This window comes from Neisseria sp. HMSC068C12 (genome assembly GCF_001814095.1).
Taxonomy (GTDB): domain Bacteria; phylum Pseudomonadota; class Gammaproteobacteria; order Burkholderiales; family Neisseriaceae; genus Neisseria; species Neisseria perflava.
In genome coordinates this window covers 93242-106927 of record NZ_KV814776.1, presented here as the reverse complement: position 1 = coordinate 106927, position 13686 = coordinate 93242, and the positions used below count along the sequence as shown (strand labels likewise).

32 protein-coding genes are annotated in these 13686 nt (G+C 49.3%); all 32 read right to left on the bottom strand.

Going from position 1 to position 13686, the window contains the following annotated elements; all coding sequences use genetic code 11:
* Positions 1 to 2: 2 nt before the first annotated feature.
* The gene (terL, locus tag HMPREF2952_RS00585) at positions 3 to 1613 is read right to left on the bottom strand and encodes a phage terminase large subunit (protein ID WP_070695165.1); all 1611 of its coding nucleotides are present in this window, start codon (positions 1611 to 1613) and stop codon (positions 3 to 5) included.
* Positions 1614 to 2441, bottom strand: a complete 828-nt coding sequence (locus HMPREF2952_RS00580) for a phosphoadenosine phosphosulfate reductase domain-containing protein (protein WP_141750523.1) — start codon at positions 2439 to 2441, stop codon at positions 1614 to 1616.
* Positions 2434 to 2940, bottom strand: coding sequence for a DUF1804 family protein (locus HMPREF2952_RS00575; RefSeq protein WP_049337983.1), 507 nt, complete (start codon positions 2938 to 2940; stop codon positions 2434 to 2436). Before HMPREF2952_RS00575 ends, HMPREF2952_RS00580 begins: the two co-directional genes overlap by 8 nt.
* A 2-nt stretch (positions 2941 to 2942) precedes the next feature.
* Complete coding sequence (locus tag HMPREF2952_RS00570) at positions 2943 to 3140, bottom strand: hypothetical protein (protein WP_049343850.1); 198 nt, start codon at positions 3138 to 3140, stop codon at positions 2943 to 2945.
* Positions 3137 to 3403 (bottom strand): hypothetical protein, encoded by a 267-nt coding sequence (locus HMPREF2952_RS00565; RefSeq protein ID WP_004520458.1) that lies wholly within the window; start codon positions 3401 to 3403, stop codon positions 3137 to 3139. Before HMPREF2952_RS00565 ends, HMPREF2952_RS00570 begins: the two co-directional genes overlap by 4 nt.
* A 10-nt stretch (positions 3404 to 3413) precedes the next feature.
* Complete coding sequence (locus HMPREF2952_RS00560) at positions 3414 to 3743, bottom strand: hypothetical protein (RefSeq protein WP_063076057.1); 330 nt, start codon at positions 3741 to 3743, stop codon at positions 3414 to 3416.
* A complete protein-coding gene (locus tag HMPREF2952_RS11595; protein WP_210398386.1) occupies positions 3740 to 4057 on the bottom strand; it encodes a hypothetical protein in 318 nt (105 codons plus the stop codon). Before HMPREF2952_RS11595 ends, HMPREF2952_RS00560 begins: the two co-directional genes overlap by 4 nt.
* Positions 3954 to 4373 (bottom strand): hypothetical protein, encoded by a 420-nt coding sequence (locus HMPREF2952_RS00550; protein ID WP_070695164.1) that lies wholly within the window; start codon positions 4371 to 4373, stop codon positions 3954 to 3956. The genes HMPREF2952_RS11595 and HMPREF2952_RS00550 overlap by 104 nt, the downstream gene beginning before the upstream one ends.
* Positions 4345 to 4581 carry a hypothetical protein gene (locus HMPREF2952_RS00545; RefSeq protein WP_070695163.1) on the bottom strand — a complete coding sequence of 79 codons (237 nt, stop codon included), beginning with the start codon at positions 4579 to 4581 and terminating at the stop codon, positions 4345 to 4347. Before HMPREF2952_RS00545 ends, HMPREF2952_RS00550 begins: the two co-directional genes overlap by 29 nt.
* 2 nt (positions 4582 to 4583) lie before the next feature.
* Complete coding sequence (locus tag HMPREF2952_RS11130; protein ID WP_210398388.1) at positions 4584 to 4721, bottom strand: hypothetical protein; 138 nt, start codon at positions 4719 to 4721, stop codon at positions 4584 to 4586.
* Between the two features lie 29 nt (positions 4722 to 4750).
* Complete coding sequence (locus tag HMPREF2952_RS00540) at positions 4751 to 4954, bottom strand: hypothetical protein (RefSeq protein ID WP_070646193.1); 204 nt, start codon at positions 4952 to 4954, stop codon at positions 4751 to 4753.
* Positions 4951 to 5496, bottom strand: coding sequence for an N-acetylmuramoyl-L-alanine amidase (locus HMPREF2952_RS00535; protein WP_070646196.1), 546 nt, complete (start codon positions 5494 to 5496; stop codon positions 4951 to 4953). The genes HMPREF2952_RS00540 and HMPREF2952_RS00535 overlap by 4 nt, the downstream gene beginning before the upstream one ends.
* 162 nt (positions 5497 to 5658) lie before the next feature.
* Entirely contained in the window at positions 5659 to 6138 is a 480-nt protein-coding gene (locus HMPREF2952_RS00530; RefSeq protein ID WP_070646199.1) for a Mor transcription activator family protein, read from the bottom strand.
* A gap of 2 nt (positions 6139 to 6140) precedes the next feature.
* Entirely contained in the window at positions 6141 to 6539 is a 399-nt protein-coding gene (locus tag HMPREF2952_RS00525) for a gp16 family protein (RefSeq protein WP_070646201.1), read from the bottom strand.
* A 153-nt stretch (positions 6540 to 6692) separates the two neighbouring features.
* Positions 6693 to 6872 carry a YdcA family protein gene (locus HMPREF2952_RS10765; RefSeq protein ID WP_082815512.1) on the bottom strand — a complete coding sequence of 60 codons (180 nt, stop codon included), beginning with the start codon at positions 6870 to 6872 and terminating at the stop codon, positions 6693 to 6695.
* Between the two features lie 123 nt (positions 6873 to 6995).
* Complete coding sequence (locus tag HMPREF2952_RS00520; RefSeq protein WP_070646204.1) at positions 6996 to 7469, bottom strand: DUF2335 domain-containing protein; 474 nt, start codon at positions 7467 to 7469, stop codon at positions 6996 to 6998.
* On the bottom strand, positions 7466 to 7657 hold the full coding sequence (locus HMPREF2952_RS00515) for a hypothetical protein (protein WP_141751115.1): 192 nt from the start codon (positions 7655 to 7657) through the stop codon (positions 7466 to 7468). The genes HMPREF2952_RS00520 and HMPREF2952_RS00515 overlap by 4 nt, the downstream gene beginning before the upstream one ends.
* A gap of 271 nt (positions 7658 to 7928) precedes the next feature.
* On the bottom strand, positions 7929 to 8450 hold the full coding sequence (locus tag HMPREF2952_RS00510) for a host-nuclease inhibitor Gam family protein (protein WP_049343832.1): 522 nt from the start codon (positions 8448 to 8450) through the stop codon (positions 7929 to 7931).
* Positions 8443 to 8589 (bottom strand): hypothetical protein, encoded by a 147-nt coding sequence (locus tag HMPREF2952_RS11295; protein ID WP_168162674.1) that lies wholly within the window; start codon positions 8587 to 8589, stop codon positions 8443 to 8445. The genes HMPREF2952_RS00510 and HMPREF2952_RS11295 overlap by 8 nt, the downstream gene beginning before the upstream one ends.
* An 11-nt stretch (positions 8590 to 8600) precedes the next feature.
* A complete protein-coding gene (locus tag HMPREF2952_RS00505) occupies positions 8601 to 8801 on the bottom strand; it encodes a hypothetical protein (RefSeq protein WP_049230751.1) in 201 nt (66 codons plus the stop codon).
* Between the two features lie 15 nt (positions 8802 to 8816).
* Positions 8817 to 9062 (bottom strand): hypothetical protein, encoded by a 246-nt coding sequence (locus HMPREF2952_RS00500; protein WP_049343831.1) that lies wholly within the window; start codon positions 9060 to 9062, stop codon positions 8817 to 8819.
* A 1-nt stretch (position 9063) separates the two neighbouring features.
* A complete protein-coding gene (locus HMPREF2952_RS00495; protein ID WP_070646210.1) occupies positions 9064 to 9891 on the bottom strand; it encodes a hypothetical protein in 828 nt (275 codons plus the stop codon).
* Positions 9888 to 10244 carry a hypothetical protein gene (locus HMPREF2952_RS00490; protein WP_070646213.1) on the bottom strand — a complete coding sequence of 119 codons (357 nt, stop codon included), beginning with the start codon at positions 10242 to 10244 and terminating at the stop codon, positions 9888 to 9890. The genes HMPREF2952_RS00495 and HMPREF2952_RS00490 overlap by 4 nt, the downstream gene beginning before the upstream one ends.
* Positions 10241 to 10438 (bottom strand): hypothetical protein, encoded by a 198-nt coding sequence (locus HMPREF2952_RS00485; RefSeq protein ID WP_049343825.1) that lies wholly within the window; start codon positions 10436 to 10438, stop codon positions 10241 to 10243. The genes HMPREF2952_RS00490 and HMPREF2952_RS00485 overlap by 4 nt, the downstream gene beginning before the upstream one ends.
* Positions 10435 to 10926 (bottom strand): class I SAM-dependent methyltransferase, encoded by a 492-nt coding sequence (locus tag HMPREF2952_RS00480; RefSeq protein ID WP_070695162.1) that lies wholly within the window; start codon positions 10924 to 10926, stop codon positions 10435 to 10437. Before HMPREF2952_RS00480 ends, HMPREF2952_RS00485 begins: the two co-directional genes overlap by 4 nt.
* Entirely contained in the window at positions 10926 to 11093 is a 168-nt protein-coding gene (locus HMPREF2952_RS11290; RefSeq protein ID WP_168162972.1) for a hypothetical protein, read from the bottom strand. Before HMPREF2952_RS11290 ends, HMPREF2952_RS00480 begins: the two co-directional genes overlap by 1 nt.
* A 189-nt stretch (positions 11094 to 11282) precedes the next feature.
* The gene (locus HMPREF2952_RS11285) at positions 11283 to 11438 is read right to left on the bottom strand and encodes a hypothetical protein (RefSeq protein WP_168162973.1); all 156 of its coding nucleotides are present in this window, start codon (positions 11436 to 11438) and stop codon (positions 11283 to 11285) included.
* A gap of 99 nt (positions 11439 to 11537) precedes the next feature.
* Positions 11538 to 11777 (bottom strand): hypothetical protein, encoded by a 240-nt coding sequence (locus HMPREF2952_RS00475; protein WP_063076373.1) that lies wholly within the window; start codon positions 11775 to 11777, stop codon positions 11538 to 11540.
* Positions 11778 to 11804: 27 nt separating this feature from the next.
* Positions 11805 to 12047: a toxin PIN gene (locus tag HMPREF2952_RS00470; RefSeq protein WP_025457345.1), complete on the bottom strand. Its 243-nt coding sequence runs from the start codon at positions 12045 to 12047 to the stop codon at positions 11805 to 11807.
* A gap of 1 nt (position 12048) precedes the next feature.
* Positions 12049 to 12396, bottom strand: coding sequence for a hypothetical protein (locus HMPREF2952_RS00465; protein WP_083314034.1), 348 nt, complete (start codon positions 12394 to 12396; stop codon positions 12049 to 12051).
* Positions 12389 to 12958, bottom strand: a complete 570-nt coding sequence (locus tag HMPREF2952_RS00460) for a helix-turn-helix transcriptional regulator (RefSeq protein ID WP_070695161.1) — start codon at positions 12956 to 12958, stop codon at positions 12389 to 12391. The genes HMPREF2952_RS00465 and HMPREF2952_RS00460 overlap by 8 nt, the downstream gene beginning before the upstream one ends.
* A complete protein-coding gene (locus tag HMPREF2952_RS00455) occupies positions 12955 to 13674 on the bottom strand; it encodes an AAA family ATPase (RefSeq protein WP_049358176.1) in 720 nt (239 codons plus the stop codon). Before HMPREF2952_RS00455 ends, HMPREF2952_RS00460 begins: the two co-directional genes overlap by 4 nt.
* Positions 13675 to 13686: the final 12 nt, after the last annotated feature.

Sequence of the window (13686 nt, the reverse complement as noted above, 5' to 3'; positions counted from 1 at the left end):
TGTTAAATCTCCAACATCGGCACAGGCAAATCAATCGCCCGCGCTCTGTTTGATACATTGCCCGTCGTTGCCGCCATCCACAGCATATGCAACGCATCGGGGCCATCGTCGTGGTCGGCTTTCGGGAAGTGACGCAACTGGCTAATCAGCGTCTTTTGGTCGGGGTTGAGCAAAATCAGCCCGTTTGCCATATGTGGCTGTAAGGTCTCAATCCGCAACATCTTGTCCGATGACGGCTTGATACCGCGCACCGGAATATGCACACCCAAACGCGCCCCGCGCTTAATCAACTCGTCCTTGAGAAACTCTTGGAATTGCACCGTCTCCACCACCCACAATACCGGCTTGACCCGCGCCTCTTTTTGGATGCGGATCACGTCCTCGATAATCAAATCGGGCAGGCGTTTTTTGACTTGGGCAACGGTTACAAACAGACGGCCTGTTGATTTCTGATAACCGCCGACCAAAATCGCCGACGGGTCACGCCCCGCGCCCGCTTTACCCAATGACGGGTCGAGCGCGCCGTAGTACACCAAATCGTCCGGCAATTCCGACCAGTATTTGATGTTTTCGGCAAACGGCGCATCTTCGCCGCTGACCGGGTCGTTTTGGTACTCACTGTCAAATGTCGCATGGCCGTCGCGGGCGCGGATTTTCATCAGCGCGAGTACGCCGCGAGCCGCCCAGCTTGTTTGTGCGCCGCGCTCCATCTCGTCTTTGTTGGCGAGATAAAACGCCTCGGCCACCGTCTCGCCGTCGTTGCGGAAAAGTTCCTCCCAGCGGTCCCACAAATCCATGCGGTCGGGCCAGCGTTTCATCGCCTTAAACTTAATACCGTGCCAAAACGGGTTATTTAAAGTGCGATTCAGTACGCTGTCGTAATGCAAAATCGTGCCGATATAGATCACATCGTATTTCTGGCCGACCCCGCCCAGAGGCAATACCGTTTTAGTCAGCCACGCATTGAGCTTGTCGCGCTGTTCGGGATTGCGGACTTGCTCGTCATTCTCAATATCGTCCAAAACAGTTAAGTCAGGACGGTAAGGGCCGTGACGCAAACCGCGCAGCTTTTTACCGCTACCGGCCACTTGCACCTTAACGTCATTGGCCGTAACAATCGTACCGGCCTGCCATACACGGCCTTGTCCGCACACTTCTGGGAAGTCGGTTTTCAGGCGCGGATTAAATTCCAATTCCGCCTTGATGGCTTCGAGCATCGGGTATGCCTGGTCTATGCTGTCCATCACAATAACGGCATAATGTTTTTGGCCGGTCACAATACACCACAGCGTAAACAGCTGGGTAACCTGCGTCGATTTACCCTCGCCGCGCGGCGCACCCACCGCCTCATTTTCCCCTTTGGGGGAGCGGATAATCTCCGGCAGACGGCTGAATAAAAACGCATGCAGTTCGGATTTCTCAGGCGAGCGGATATAATGGGGGAAGTAGGTATTTACGAAATATTCGTAACCGCCTACCGGGTCAAATACCTTGGTACGGCGTGCAGCAATAGCCTTGGGCGACGCATCAAAGCCGTCCACTTCCGCTTCGATGACTTGGCGCAGACTGGCAGCAAGGACGGACAGGGATTTGAGGAAATCTTTGTTCTTCATTCAGACAGCCTGTAAAAATTCGCACGATTCAGAACATCCACCTTGATGGGTATAACTTACTGTTGGTTCAACAATTTCTTTTAATTTTTCAAGGTCGGAAACGGTACGATGCCGACGAAAGAAAAAAACGGGCGAGCCATCTCTACCGTTCGGATATAGCCGCTCCATCATTTTTGGAAATTCAAAGTATTCGGAGGCATCATTTAACGCATTAAGTAACTTGGCATCCGACTTTTTAAAACACCAGACACAGTTGCCTAAATATTCGGGGATGTTTAAATCAAAAGGCTGTTTTTTCCAGAAATCTAAAACATCTTGCTTTTCAGACGGCCATATATCTACCAATGGATAAATAATTTTTCTTTGGACAGCATCTGCCTTAATGCGTCTCGATTCGTCAACTCTGATACCAATAGCTGTATCAACGGCTGCCGTACCGAATTTCTCACGCGCCCACGAATTTATAACTGCCAGTTTTAGTTCTCTTGTGCAATGCGGGTTGGATACGTTAGGTATCGTATATTTTGCAATCATCGCCTGATAAGGCTCGCCATTTCTTGATGCTATTTCAAAATTGACCACCTTATGCCGAGTACCCTTGCCATGTTCAGAATTAATCACCGCTTCCAACCATACTACCGGCCAGCCAAACACTGTCTCACATTGATGTATAAACTCAAGCGTTTGTTCGTGTTCGCAGCCCGTATTGGCAAAGACAATAAATGGGGTGTAATTAGTAAACAACCCAAGATTATTCATAATCAGATGTGTCATGTACGCGCTGGTGCGACCACCGGAAAAACTAATCAACAAAGGTTCTTTATCCAAACTTCTTCTCCACTTCCGCCCCAAACGGCTCCAATACCTCCACAAAGGCAGGCAAATGTTTGGGGTGTTTTTCTTGCACAAACGCCATCAAGAACTCAATCAATTCCAAAGCCGTCGCCAGTTTTGACGTTTCCGGCATCACACGGGCATTGGCTGATACGGTTTTCGTAAACGCATCGGCTAGGCTGGCCAACAGCTTCGCACGGTCCGACGGCGACAAATCTTCGGTACTCGAATCCTGCAGCATCGTCATCGTACTGTTGTACTGCACCATAAAACCGGCCAACATCGCACGGCTCAAGTCCTCGATACCGCCGCCGGCCAAAGTGTAGGCAGCGCGCATCTTGTCCCAGTCGTCGCCTTTTTCCTTATCCGCACGTTTCCACGCACGCGCAGTGGCCTGCGGGATTTCGCACATCAAGGCTGCCGTTTCCAAAGTTTGCTCGCCGCTCACATAGAGCCGGCGTAACTTTTCACGGATTTCTTGCGGGTGAGCCATAATTACAGTCCCATTTTCGCTTTAAGCAATTCCCAGCCGACCGTAATCACGCCGCCGCCGATCGCGCCGAATGTAATGGCCGTGCGTTTCGTGTCTTGGCGGATTTGTGCAATTTCCGCCTGCATTTCCTTCTGATTTTTCAGAGTTTGATCAGTCTTGTTTTCAATACGCGCCAAGGCTTCCAAAATCGGGTCGCTCATGATTTGTCCGCTTTCCTGTCCAGTTTTTCGTTTACTTTTTCTAACTTGTTTTCAATTCGTTCCAACGCTGCTGCAATATTAGTGCTGTCTGCCTTGGCGTCCGCCTTGGTGTGATAAGAGAGCTTGACCGCGTGCAGCTCCTCTTTAAGGTCGTCGATACGCTTGTCCGCCTCTTTCAGACGGCCTGAAATGCCGTTGACCCAAAACCAAAACGCCGCCGTCGCAATCGGCCACAAGGTTTTAAAACCAAATTCAAAGTCCATTTAAAACCCCTTAAACCGGCACATCGCCGAATACGATACGCACCGCATAGCCTTCGGGATTTCGGCTCGCCGCCTCGACCTTTTGGCCGTCAAAAAAGACTGAGTAATATTTACGCAAAATACCAATCACATCAGCAGGGGCGGTCGCCGAAAACTCCACACAAAAGGTCGTCTGAAAATCCTTATCCATACGCACTGCGTACTCAATGCCTGCCTTATCCAACAGGTCGGAAACATGAATGACAAACGGCTCTTGCTCGCGTGCGCGGCTTAAGCCCAATTCCAAGTCCGCATGGCGGCAGGCGACCGTGCGTTGTACCAAATCACGATAAGTCGTCATCGCGCGCCCTCCGAACCGTCAACTGCCGCTTGACTGTTGACCCAATCGCGCCAAGCCTGATTTTGGTTTTCCAACTCTGCCACATAGCCGCCAAACTCGGCGGCGTGTTCCAACAGCGTGGCCGTCTTGCCGTCTTTCGGCGGATTCGGGCGCACCGGCGCGACCATCAACGCGGCAGGCGGTGTCGGCATGACCGCCTTTTCGACAACTTTAATTTCCGTAGCCGAGGGCGCGGTTGTAGAGCTGCAGGCCGTGAGAGCCAAAGCCGTCAATACAATTACCGCTTGCATTTTTACGGTCTTGAGTAAGGACATTTTCGATTTCCTTTTTATTTTCCGTTTTCAGACGGCTGACTTCCGCCTGTTTTTTCGCCAAAGCCATGCCGACGGCGTGTGCCTTGACTTCATATTTTTTAGCTTCCGCGCGTGCCTGTTCCAGCTCGCGGGCGTAGTTTTGAGCCGACAACAGCAGGGCTTGCGCCTTGTCTTTTTCCATCTTGTCGATGACCGCCTGCTGCTTCGTAAAAGCCGACTTGTAGCCTTGATGGTGCGACACAGCCAAGCCCGTGCCGATAAGTGCGATGATGGCAATCGGTTGCCAGTTATTCGCCAGCAGTTTCACGAGATTCATTCTCGACCTCCTGACGTTTCACGCTGACAAACGAGCGTGCCACCGCATATCCGCCGACAATGCCCAAATACACCGCCCAAATTTCCGCCGACGGGTCGGGCAACATCACAAACTTAAACGTCCCCGCCGCGCAGGCAACGTTTGCCCACAGTTTCGAGTGCGACACATTGCCTGTCGCCGGGTTTTTAAAAATATTCAAAATACGCATTGCTATTCCACACTTTTGGTTTGCAGGTGCCGTTTCAGCATTTCCTGATAATTGGCCAGTTCGCCCTCCGCAAATTCGAACGCAGCCAAGTCTGCCTGTTCGCTTGCCTCGCGGCTTTTGGCCGACCATAGCTCAATCATCTTTTCGTAAAACTCAACCTGTCCCATGATTAACGACGATTCTTGCGTTTACGCGCTGCGCGTTTGGCTGCCGCCACGCCTGATTTACCCAAGCGCAGGCTCGGATGTTGTTTCAAAGAGCCTACCCGAACAGGGCTTGGCGTGATTTGGATTTCAGGTAACAGCGGTACGCCAAAACCGTTTTTCAACTTTGCCCAATAGGCAATAGATAAAGCAATCAAAGACTTTTTCATACCTTCGCCGCTCCCAATTCCATCGCAATCGCGTCCGCAATCGCGCGGCAGATGCCCCATTTAGTAGCCTTAAACAAGGCCAAATCAGTGTCGTTGGTTATGAAAAAAGGTTCAAACACAATGCCGCCTGCCTGCGCATACGCCAGACGCGTATGCTGGCCGGCATTGTCGGGCTTAAAGCCGTCTTCGCCGCGCAGTTTCCAGCCGGTTGCCTTCGCAACAGCCTTGCTCAACACCTGACACCAGCGTTTGTTTTTTGGCGTGGACAGGGCTTCGATGCCTGTCGCCGCCTTACTGACGGCTGCGTTGGTGTGAAACTCAATCGCCACTGCCGAGCCGCGAATCAGCTTTACAGCTTCGCGCAGCGGCATATTGCCTTTGCCCGTGCCGTCGGTTTTAACGGTCAAGCCGTAGTCATCGCGCAAGATAGATGCCACGATGTTGCGCATATCCTGCGCCAAGTCCGCCTCACGGTCGGAGCCGTTGCACGCGCCCGGGTCGGTGTTGCTGTGGCCGGCGGTTAAAGTTACAGTTTTGCCCATAAACATCTCCGAAAATCAAATCACAATTTATTTTTAAAACCTTATTTAACCTTTTCAGATGGCATAAGACGGTCGGCACAAATGCACTTACTGTTCCGCAGACAAAAAAAAGCCCTGCAAAAAGCAGGGCAAAGGTCCACTCACAAGAAACACACAACACAATCAAGCTACAAATAAATCCGTCTGCGCTCTTGCCGCCGCCTCGCGGTCGGCCTCTTTCAAAATGTATCGTATATTGCGCGTAGACAGCCGATGAGCCAGCACCAGCTCGCGCACAATAAACAAATCGCTCAAACCTTCCGCGCTCATCGCATCATACTGGCGGCGGATGAACCGGTTGCGCAGTTCGCGCATCGCGTCCCAGCAGCGCGGAATGGCCAAGAAAGGCTGACCGGCATAAGCTCGCTCCAATCGTCCCGCAGCCTCCTCACCAATGTCCTCGACCAGTTGTGCGTGTAAGATACGGCTCTGGCGCGTATTGCGGCGGCGATTGGAAATCGGGTAATTCGTCCCGCCCCAAACCTTGACCATGTGAAACGCCGCTTCAAGCCCGATGACCGTAATCATCGCTACCACGCTCTGCGGCAGAAGATGTTTCACATCCTCAAAGTCCTGCTCTGTCATTTCCCAACTTACACTCATTCCTATTCCTCCTTCTTCCTTCGGTTCGCCGCAATCTGCAACGCCGCCACCAGCTTGTGCATATTGCCGTCGGACAACCATTCCACGCGGTCAACCTTAAACATTTTTTTCGCCGTACCGTGCGCATAATTCCAAGTCCAGCCGTTATCCAGCAGCAGGGCTTCGATTTTGCGCATCATCGGGTCGGCGGAAGAGCGGCGGTTCGGCCGTCGGCCTGCCGTCTTTTTCGGCTGAAACCCATGCTGGCGCAAATCCTCGACCACGCGCTCCAGCTCAGGGATACTGCACTCAGTACACGACCGCTTGCCCGTCACGCGCTCCAACACCGCGCGATAGGTACCGTCATCCAAGCCCAGCTCCTTTTGAGCAATCTTAATTTTCGCAATCAACGCCCGGCGCATTATTTCTCCAATACAACATATAGTATAAATTAGCGAATATTATACCAATAAAATACAATATATAGTATTAAGTCGATGTTTTTTTTTGCGAAACTGATAGGCACAAAAAAGGCCGTCTGAATAATTCAGACAGCCAAAATTTCAAAACCTTAATTAACGGCCACAAATACGTTTTGATTTACTAATACTGCCGTCTTGGCATACAAACTTATCCCCCGCACAATGCGACACACCGCCTTTTTTACCCGAACAAGGCTGACGGCCCTTAGCTTGTACAGTTAAAGGCATCGACACCAAAGCCAAAGTTACGCAGGCAATTAATAGTTTCTTCATGATTTATCCTCATATGATATAGTCAAAATGTTGTTTGATTATACGCAATATGACTACAAACAAAAAGGCTGCCTGAAACAGGTTTTAAACCCCATTTCAGACGGCCTTTAATCATTCCCTATTTTATTCTTTCGTCTGACCACGTCCGGCAATAAAAGCCAAAACTACAGTAGCAAGAGAAGCTCCCATCAACAACGCGCCTGCTGTAGGCGAACCGCTGTAAATCAAATAAACGGAAATAGAGGCAAAAACAATAATTGACCAACAGGCAAACCATTGCCCACGTTTTTTAATATTTTGCTCTTGTTTTAGATACTCAAACCGTTCTTCCTGATCCTTTGTCTCAAATTGTAAGCGTGCAGACTGCTCTTTTTCCGCCATTTGCATAATCCGCTCTGCACCATTCGGAATAATGTTATTGTAACTTACCATGTCTTCAGGGGTAGGCAAAGGCCCCTGATGATGACGGGCAATAATCTGTTGAATTAAGCGTGGACGGTCTTCTATTTTTTCTAAGAGCTCTTGCTCTTCTTGTGCTGGAAAAACCAAACCGCCCGTATCTGTCGAGCGGTTTTTTAATTCATCTTCATTGTTCATCGTGTCGCACTTACCTTTTTGACTGCTTTTCTAAAATCGCTGCCTATACTCAACCAATCGTTTGTTAATGCTTGACGGTCATTCTTTTGTTTGTTTTTGACTGGAGCATCAGTAGATGCTGCAATCAGGCCGAAAGACGAAATGAATCCGGCCAGCAGTGCTTTTCCTGGTCTAGTAATTTTCATCATCTTTCCTTCTATCACTTGTTAATAACGAAGTTAATCTTCTTATAATTCTAATACATTCATTCAAATAAAGCGAACCCTAGTGAACGCCAGCGAACTCTAACGGACGGGATTTACTTACCACCTTACATCATGAAAAAACAACATATTGTGTTTTATATTAAAAATATTTGGAAATATTGGAATATATGGTTTATTGTAAAAATTTAACAGAAGATTTAAACAGCTTGTTAAAACTGTTGTTAAATCCCCTGTTAAAGACTTTAAAACACTTCTACGCCAACTCCTGCTCAGTAGGCTCAATCACAAAATCCTCAAGCCCCGACACAATCTTAATCCCCGGCACTTGGCCGTCTGAAAAACGCTCTTTTTGATTCAGGATGGCATCTTTGTCGATTTCCTTTTTTGTGCGGACAAACTCGGCAAAGGCGGATTTCTCCGAGAGCCACGCCAAGACGGCAGCCACGCCCGTTACCTTGACGGATGGCGGACGGATGCGCCATTTAATCAGGCCGGTGGTAAAGTCCACAGTTTTGGTTTTACCGTTTTCCGTCAGCTCGTCCTTATGTGCCTCGCAGTATGCGGCCACACGTTCGGTCAGGCTCATGATTTCGGCACACATCGGCGCAGCTTTGGCGGCATATTCTTCTTCGATGACCGCTTTTTTGTCTCCGGCTTCGGTTTCCAGGCGTTTGACTTCGCGCTGCAAATCGCCGATTTTACGGATAAACGCAGTAACTTCCGCTTTGTCTTGTGCCGCTTCGATAGCGGGTTGTTTGATTCGGGTTTTAGCCATTTGCTTTTTCCTCCAGTTTGTTGAGTAGTTGATATACTTCGCTTGCTTCAAATCCTTTAGTCTCAGCAAAACTGATAAAGGCATCCCAGTCTTGCTCTAAATATTCGTCCAATAGACGGTACTCATGCGGTTCAATCATGATGTTTTCCTTTAATCTTGATCTGATAAGTCTCGTAAAATTTGACTTAAAAAATTCTCGTGGAGTGCTGTTTGCCTTTTTCTCAGATAGCCTGCTGCAGCATGTCCGGCAAAGATTGCAGGAGTTTTTTCACTATCATCTCCCAATCCTTTGATTTCAAAATCAAATAAGCTTTTGGTACTATCTTTAATGGTAATAATGACTTTAGCCATTTTCTTTTTCCTTTCTTAGTTTACTTTTCGGTCTGCATCTCTCAACTGTCTTGCCAGTTGCAATGCTTTTAAATTAGTGACAGCAGCCTTGATAAATCCTTCCGTATCTCGGGCGGCATCACTGCATACGCTGTCTAAAAATTCCGTTGTCAACGCAGCCATCAGGTCGGGAGCTTGATACTCACCGTTTATCTTGATTTCGGGCAACTCGACGCGACACTTCCCATTTTCCGCAATGATTTTAAAAACATACTCTTTCATTTCACTTACCTTTCTTGTTTAAAACATCTTTCACTTCCGCCATTTTCTGACGGCCTTTTTCCTTATCCGGCGCGGGCTTTGCCAGCATCGCCCTTGGTATCAACCGTGGCGGCAGGTTGCGGAGCAGTTCGGCGGGGTGCGGCCATGTTTCCGCCGCCTGCAATACCTTAAACCCCGTCTGAATCCGTATCGGGTCATACTCCGGCGAGACGATTTCTTTTTTCTCCATCAGTTTCCGATACCAAATTTCCGCAACTACCGGCATATCCTGCGCTGCCGGTCGGTTGGGTAGATTGAGCGCGGCAAGCAATGTAAAACCTGAAGCGATTTCTCGTTTCGCCCAATCTTCTCCTGCCCATTCGCCCAAGGCTGCCACACCCTGCCGCAGCTTGGACGGTGCGCCGCCTTCGCCCCCTCTCCCCGTGGGAGAGGGCTGGGGAGAGGGCACCCCCGAACCCTGCCACTGGCTGATAATCTCCAGCAAATAACCATGCGACTTTAAGGGCAGTTTCAGACGGCCTTGGTCGCGGGCATTAACGGTTTCATTAAAACCGTGAATCCAAGCCTCGGTAGGAGCGGGGAAACAAACCCCGTCGCGTGCCGCCTCCTGTGCCTTAATCATCGGCAGCAACTCATTCAGCAGTTTCGCGGTACGCGCCCAAGAGAGCTGGGACTTGGCGGGGCGGAACAAACCGATATACCGTATCGCCGCCTTGCCCATTTCAGCATCCATCTCCAACACAGCCCGCAATACAGACGATGCGTCGGCATCGTTGATTAAGCTGTCCAGACTATGCACCGCCCCGCAGTTCGGGCATTTGATGTTCATTGTTTATCCTTCCAAACATCGCCACCAGCCTGTACATTTCCATTGCCTTTTACGATTTGAACATTACCTGCCAAGTGATTTTCAAGTTCAGCTTGTTTATCGATCCATGTCTTAAACTCTGACCAAGTTTCAAACTTAGTTTGCTTGTCACGCATCAACCTGCCCAACTTAATGCCCAGATAAGACAAAAACATCAAACCGCTGATAAATGTCCAAAACACTGAGGCTGACCAATGGCTGATATACACACAAAACCCTAACATCGCCCCCGTGAAAACATCCTTGATGATGCTTTCCAAAACACTTTCACTCGCGTTGTACGCAACAAAGTTTTTACTTCTGATTTCAATCATTTAACCACCCCAAGAATCGCCAAAAACGCCACAAGGACAACAATCAACCCAAAAAACATACCGCAGGCATCCAAAACAACAGCTTTAGTCCGCTGCTTAAACCAGTTTTCAATCAGGCTCATCAGTGCCAAAACCACCAGTGCCAAACCAATCAGCCCGCAGATCAAGAGATAAATCATCATTCCAATGCTCATGACGCTTCTTCCTTCAAAAACGTTATCCAATGTGTCTGTGTTTGGTTTTGCTTATGCTTCATGCTAACGTGCCCAATAAGTGGTTCTACGTTAGTCAGAGCAAGAATCTCTTTCACAGGGATTTGATTTTCACTCCACTTAAAAATCAATATGCCGTCAGGACGCAATACCCGGAAACACTCAGCAAACCCTTTACGAAAATCTTCTCTCCACTCATTGCCCAACACCCCGTATTTTTTTGCAAGCCAAGATTTTTCTCCCGCTCTTTGTAAATGAGGCGGATCGAAAACCACTACTGCGAACGTGTTGTCAGGAAAAGGGATATTTGTAAAATCCATAACCACATCGGGATTAATTTCCTGTTTGCGCAGATATTTCCGGTCTTTCAGTAGATGGATTTCTTTGCGTTTATCGCCGAAAACAGCTTCAGGGTTATTTTTATCGAACCACATCATCCGGCTGCCGCAACACGGGTCTAATACCTTCATCACGCTTCCTCCCATAAAGTTATCGCCCGAGCCAAAGTTTCCGCCTCCGCCGTTTTCCACATCCCGTCCGGCGCACGCGCGGCAATCACAAATCCCTCGCCGTCCTTCTTCATGAGCATCAGCTCGCCACGGTCTTCGATCCATTCGGTAATTTCTTTTTGATTCATTTCTTAAATCCTTTTAAATCAACATCTTATATTTTCAATAAGGCAAAAAAATATAGAGCAACATCAACGACTTACCGTTTTAATTGTCGTCATGCCATTTACCTGTCATGTGCAACACGACGATTCGGGCCAGCATTTCAAGCCAAATCCCCAGCAGCACCAACACCGCCAATCCGACAACAAACCAAATCATTTTTTCTCCTCCTTCTTGTCAACAGGCCGTCTGAAACGCGCCTGATATTCTTCGATTTCACGCTCCCGGCTTTTTTGCGCCATTCGCGCCGTCGTACGCCTGCGGTGTTGTCCCCAAGCCTGCCAATCCGTATTACGTCGTCCGAAACTCATTTCACACATCCTTTCAAAATCGCCTTATCACCATATTTCGCGCGGATTTCCTTTACCGCCCGATCCAAAGCCTCTTGTTTCGCCGTAGGGCTCAATGGCTTATCGCTCATAAACAATCCCCTTCATTTTTTCCTCCGTACTCATCGACTCGTATTGCTCGCCCAAGGCTTGAGCCTCCAAGTCCGCCATCCGCTCGCGGCGTGACATTTCCAACTTCGCCGCCGACACCACCGGCTTAGAGCAGCTGTGAAGCATCGTTCCCACCAAAACCGCCCAAAACAACAACCAAAAAGCCAAACCGATCCACTTGGTTTTCCGTTCGCAAAACAAATTAGACATTTTCCTATTTCCTTATAAATCAATTACTTAATATTTTCTTAAGGCAAAAAAATTATTGCGCACCCAATCCGCCTTAACCTGCGCCGCCCATTCCTTGGCTTCCTCTTTGCTCTCGAAGCGTTTCCGCAGTCGGCGGATTTGCAACCATGCGAAGCCTTCTTTCCGCTTGCCGCGTATATCCGCACGCCAAATCTTCCGCCGTTTATGGGTTTCATAATCGTGCCAAGTGTCCTCATAGACTCCGGCGTGTACCGCATATTCGTGTCTCATTTCAGCCAACCTTTTTACGCTTTTCGCATGGTTTAATTTCACACTTTTGACATGCCCGCCAGTGCTGCATTTTGATAGGGTTATGCGTCGGAGCGGGGGAGAGAGAGATTTCAATACATTCGGCTCGTTCCATCCGTCGACCTTCAAACGGACACATCACCTTGCGAAATACATCCGCCACTTTCGCAGCAACTTTGTCAGGCTTGCCGTTGTATTTGCCGTTCAAAATCAGACTGATGCTTGTCGCGCTGTATCGGAGTTTTGCCGCAGTCTTCATCAGTCCGTCTTTCTCGACCTCTTCCTTCAAAACCGCGTACCAATCTTCTTTCATATAATCTTTTTTATTCATAATCAGGAACCTCCCTTAATACAATTTCGTTTATATTTGGGTCGTACACCTCTCTGACAGCCAGCAGCTGCGGTGCTTTCGACCCTGTATTCTTCAAAAGGACAAACGATTTTTTCCGAGCGTTGCCCGTATTTTTCAGATAACCCGCTGCTTCAAGGTGTTGAGCATAAACCTTGGCCATACTGCGGCTGACAGGGTGTGTCATATTGACGTGGGCCGTCAGGCTGTCCAAGTCAAAGGTTTTCAAAATCCGCATCGTTCGCCACAAGGCTTCCGTTACCGGACATTTCAACGGCTGACCGTCATCAGACAAGCGGGGCGCATCCACACCCGCATCCCGCTCCAGTCGGTATCCGTACGGGCTGCAAAAGTCCGAACCCTTCTGTATCGACACAAACCCGCCTTTATTAAGAGCTTTCAGATACGTGTACACCGTATTCCCGCTCAGTTGGCAGGCTTTGGCGATTTCAGAGACCGTCTGAAGCCTGTCCTTATTGCCCCGCAGACAGTTCCAAATCTCTTGTCGGCGGTTGCGGGGCTTCGTCAATGTCGTCACGCTCATAATTTGACCCCGCGTTTAGGTGCTTCGCCCTTGTACAGATCGGCTTTCGCACAAACCTCGCGCGTTACCGTATCCAAGCCTTGCTGGTTGGCAAGCTCCAACAGATTGACCAAATTGACCGTTACGCGGCGTACCGAGCCGTGCGCCAAATCCACCAAATAAGACAGCGCATCTTTTTCAAACGTCAAATCAGGTGCGTAAACCTTCGCCAACTCTTCCGCGTCTGCCAAATCGACAGGCTGCGCAGGTACCCAAGCCAACACGCGACCGTGGAAACGCTCGAATTTCTTCAGCTTGGTCGGCAACATCTCCTCGCCCACCAACATCAGCGGGGCTTGGCTGCCCTCGTAGATGTCGCGCACCAGCTCGACCAATCCCTTATGCGTAACCAAATAGTCCGCCTCATCCAAAATCAACGGACGTTGGCTGGCGGCCAACTGTTCGCAGATCACATCCAAACAACCCGCCGCCGTCCGGGCAGGCGGCAAGCCCATCTCGAAGCAGATTTTTTCCAACAGCGTCTTTTTGCTCCATGCGCTGCGCAGCTGGACATAGTAAGCTCGTGTCTCATTCGCCACCGCCACCGTCGCCGTCGTCTTACCGAAACCCGAAGGGCCGTACAACACACCCAAACCCGGCAAACCGTCCTGACGGTTAACCAAACGCTCCATCGCAACGGAGACCAAAGACAGATTGTTGATATTTGCAATTTTCATTTTTAAAATCCT

Coding starts and splice junctions, on each gene's coding strand:
- terL (WP_070695165.1), bottom strand. CDS start 1,613: ATGAAGAACAAAGATTTCCTCAAATCCCTGTCCGTCCTTGCTGCCAGT.
- HMPREF2952_RS00575 (WP_049337983.1), bottom strand. CDS start 2,940: ATGGCTCACCCGCAAGAAATCCGTGAAAAGTTACGCCGGCTCTATGTG.
- HMPREF2952_RS00570 (WP_049343850.1), bottom strand. CDS start 3,140: ATGAGCGACCCGATTTTGGAAGCCTTGGCGCGTATTGAAAACAAGACT.
- HMPREF2952_RS00565 (WP_004520458.1), bottom strand. CDS start 3,403: ATGGACTTTGAATTTGGTTTTAAAACCTTGTGGCCGATTGCGACGGCG.
- HMPREF2952_RS00560 (WP_063076057.1), bottom strand. CDS start 3,743: ATGACGACTTATCGTGATTTGGTACAACGCACGGTCGCCTGCCGCCAT.
- HMPREF2952_RS11595 (WP_210398386.1), bottom strand. CDS start 4,057: ATGTCCTTACTCAAGACCGTAAAAATGCAAGCGGTAATTGTATTGACG.
- HMPREF2952_RS00550 (WP_070695164.1), bottom strand. CDS start 4,373: ATGAATCTCGTGAAACTGCTGGCGAATAACTGGCAACCGATTGCCATC.
- HMPREF2952_RS00545 (WP_070695163.1), bottom strand. CDS start 4,581: ATGCGTATTTTGAATATTTTTAAAAACCCGGCGACAGGCAATGTGTCG.
- HMPREF2952_RS11130 (WP_210398388.1), bottom strand. CDS start 4,721: ATGATTGAGCTATGGTCGGCCAAAAGCCGCGAGGCAAGCGAACAGGCA.
- HMPREF2952_RS00540 (WP_070646193.1), bottom strand. CDS start 4,954: ATGAAAAAGTCTTTGATTGCTTTATCTATTGCCTATTGGGCAAAGTTG.
- HMPREF2952_RS00535 (WP_070646196.1), bottom strand. CDS start 5,496: ATGGGCAAAACTGTAACTTTAACCGCCGGCCACAGCAACACCGACCCG.
- HMPREF2952_RS00530 (WP_070646199.1), bottom strand. CDS start 6,138: ATGAGTGTAAGTTGGGAAATGACAGAGCAGGACTTTGAGGATGTGAAA.
- HMPREF2952_RS00525 (WP_070646201.1), bottom strand. CDS start 6,539: ATGCGCCGGGCGTTGATTGCGAAAATTAAGATTGCTCAAAAGGAGCTG.
- HMPREF2952_RS10765 (WP_082815512.1), bottom strand. CDS start 6,872: ATGAAGAAACTATTAATTGCCTGCGTAACTTTGGCTTTGGTGTCGATG.
- HMPREF2952_RS00520 (WP_070646204.1), bottom strand. CDS start 7,469: ATGAACAATGAAGATGAATTAAAAAACCGCTCGACAGATACGGGCGGT.
- HMPREF2952_RS00515 (WP_141751115.1), bottom strand. CDS start 7,657: ATGATGAAAATTACTAGACCAGGAAAAGCACTGCTGGCCGGATTCATT.
- HMPREF2952_RS00510 (WP_049343832.1), bottom strand. CDS start 8,450: ATGGCTAAAACCCGAATCAAACAACCCGCTATCGAAGCGGCACAAGAC.
- HMPREF2952_RS11295 (WP_168162674.1), bottom strand. CDS start 8,589: ATGATTGAACCGCATGAGTACCGTCTATTGGACGAATATTTAGAGCAA.
- HMPREF2952_RS00505 (WP_049230751.1), bottom strand. CDS start 8,801: ATGGCTAAAGTCATTATTACCATTAAAGATAGTACCAAAAGCTTATTT.
- HMPREF2952_RS00500 (WP_049343831.1), bottom strand. CDS start 9,062: ATGAAAGAGTATGTTTTTAAAATCATTGCGGAAAATGGGAAGTGTCGC.
- HMPREF2952_RS00495 (WP_070646210.1), bottom strand. CDS start 9,891: ATGAACATCAAATGCCCGAACTGCGGGGCGGTGCATAGTCTGGACAGC.
- HMPREF2952_RS00490 (WP_070646213.1), bottom strand. CDS start 10,244: ATGATTGAAATCAGAAGTAAAAACTTTGTTGCGTACAACGCGAGTGAA.
- HMPREF2952_RS00485 (WP_049343825.1), bottom strand. CDS start 10,438: ATGAGCATTGGAATGATGATTTATCTCTTGATCTGCGGGCTGATTGGT.
- HMPREF2952_RS00480 (WP_070695162.1), bottom strand. CDS start 10,926: ATGAAGGTATTAGACCCGTGTTGCGGCAGCCGGATGATGTGGTTCGAT.
- HMPREF2952_RS11290 (WP_168162972.1), bottom strand. CDS start 11,093: ATGAATCAAAAAGAAATTACCGAATGGATCGAAGACCGTGGCGAGCTG.
- HMPREF2952_RS11285 (WP_168162973.1), bottom strand. CDS start 11,438: ATGAGTTTCGGACGACGTAATACGGATTGGCAGGCTTGGGGACAACAC.
- HMPREF2952_RS00475 (WP_063076373.1), bottom strand. CDS start 11,777: ATGTCTAATTTGTTTTGCGAACGGAAAACCAAGTGGATCGGTTTGGCT.
- HMPREF2952_RS00470 (WP_025457345.1), bottom strand. CDS start 12,047: ATGAGACACGAATATGCGGTACACGCCGGAGTCTATGAGGACACTTGG.
- HMPREF2952_RS00465 (WP_083314034.1), bottom strand. CDS start 12,396: ATGAATAAAAAAGATTATATGAAAGAAGATTGGTACGCGGTTTTGAAG.
- HMPREF2952_RS00460 (WP_070695161.1), bottom strand. CDS start 12,958: ATGAGCGTGACGACATTGACGAAGCCCCGCAACCGCCGACAAGAGATT.
- HMPREF2952_RS00455 (WP_049358176.1), bottom strand. CDS start 13,674: ATGAAAATTGCAAATATCAACAATCTGTCTTTGGTCTCCGTTGCGATG.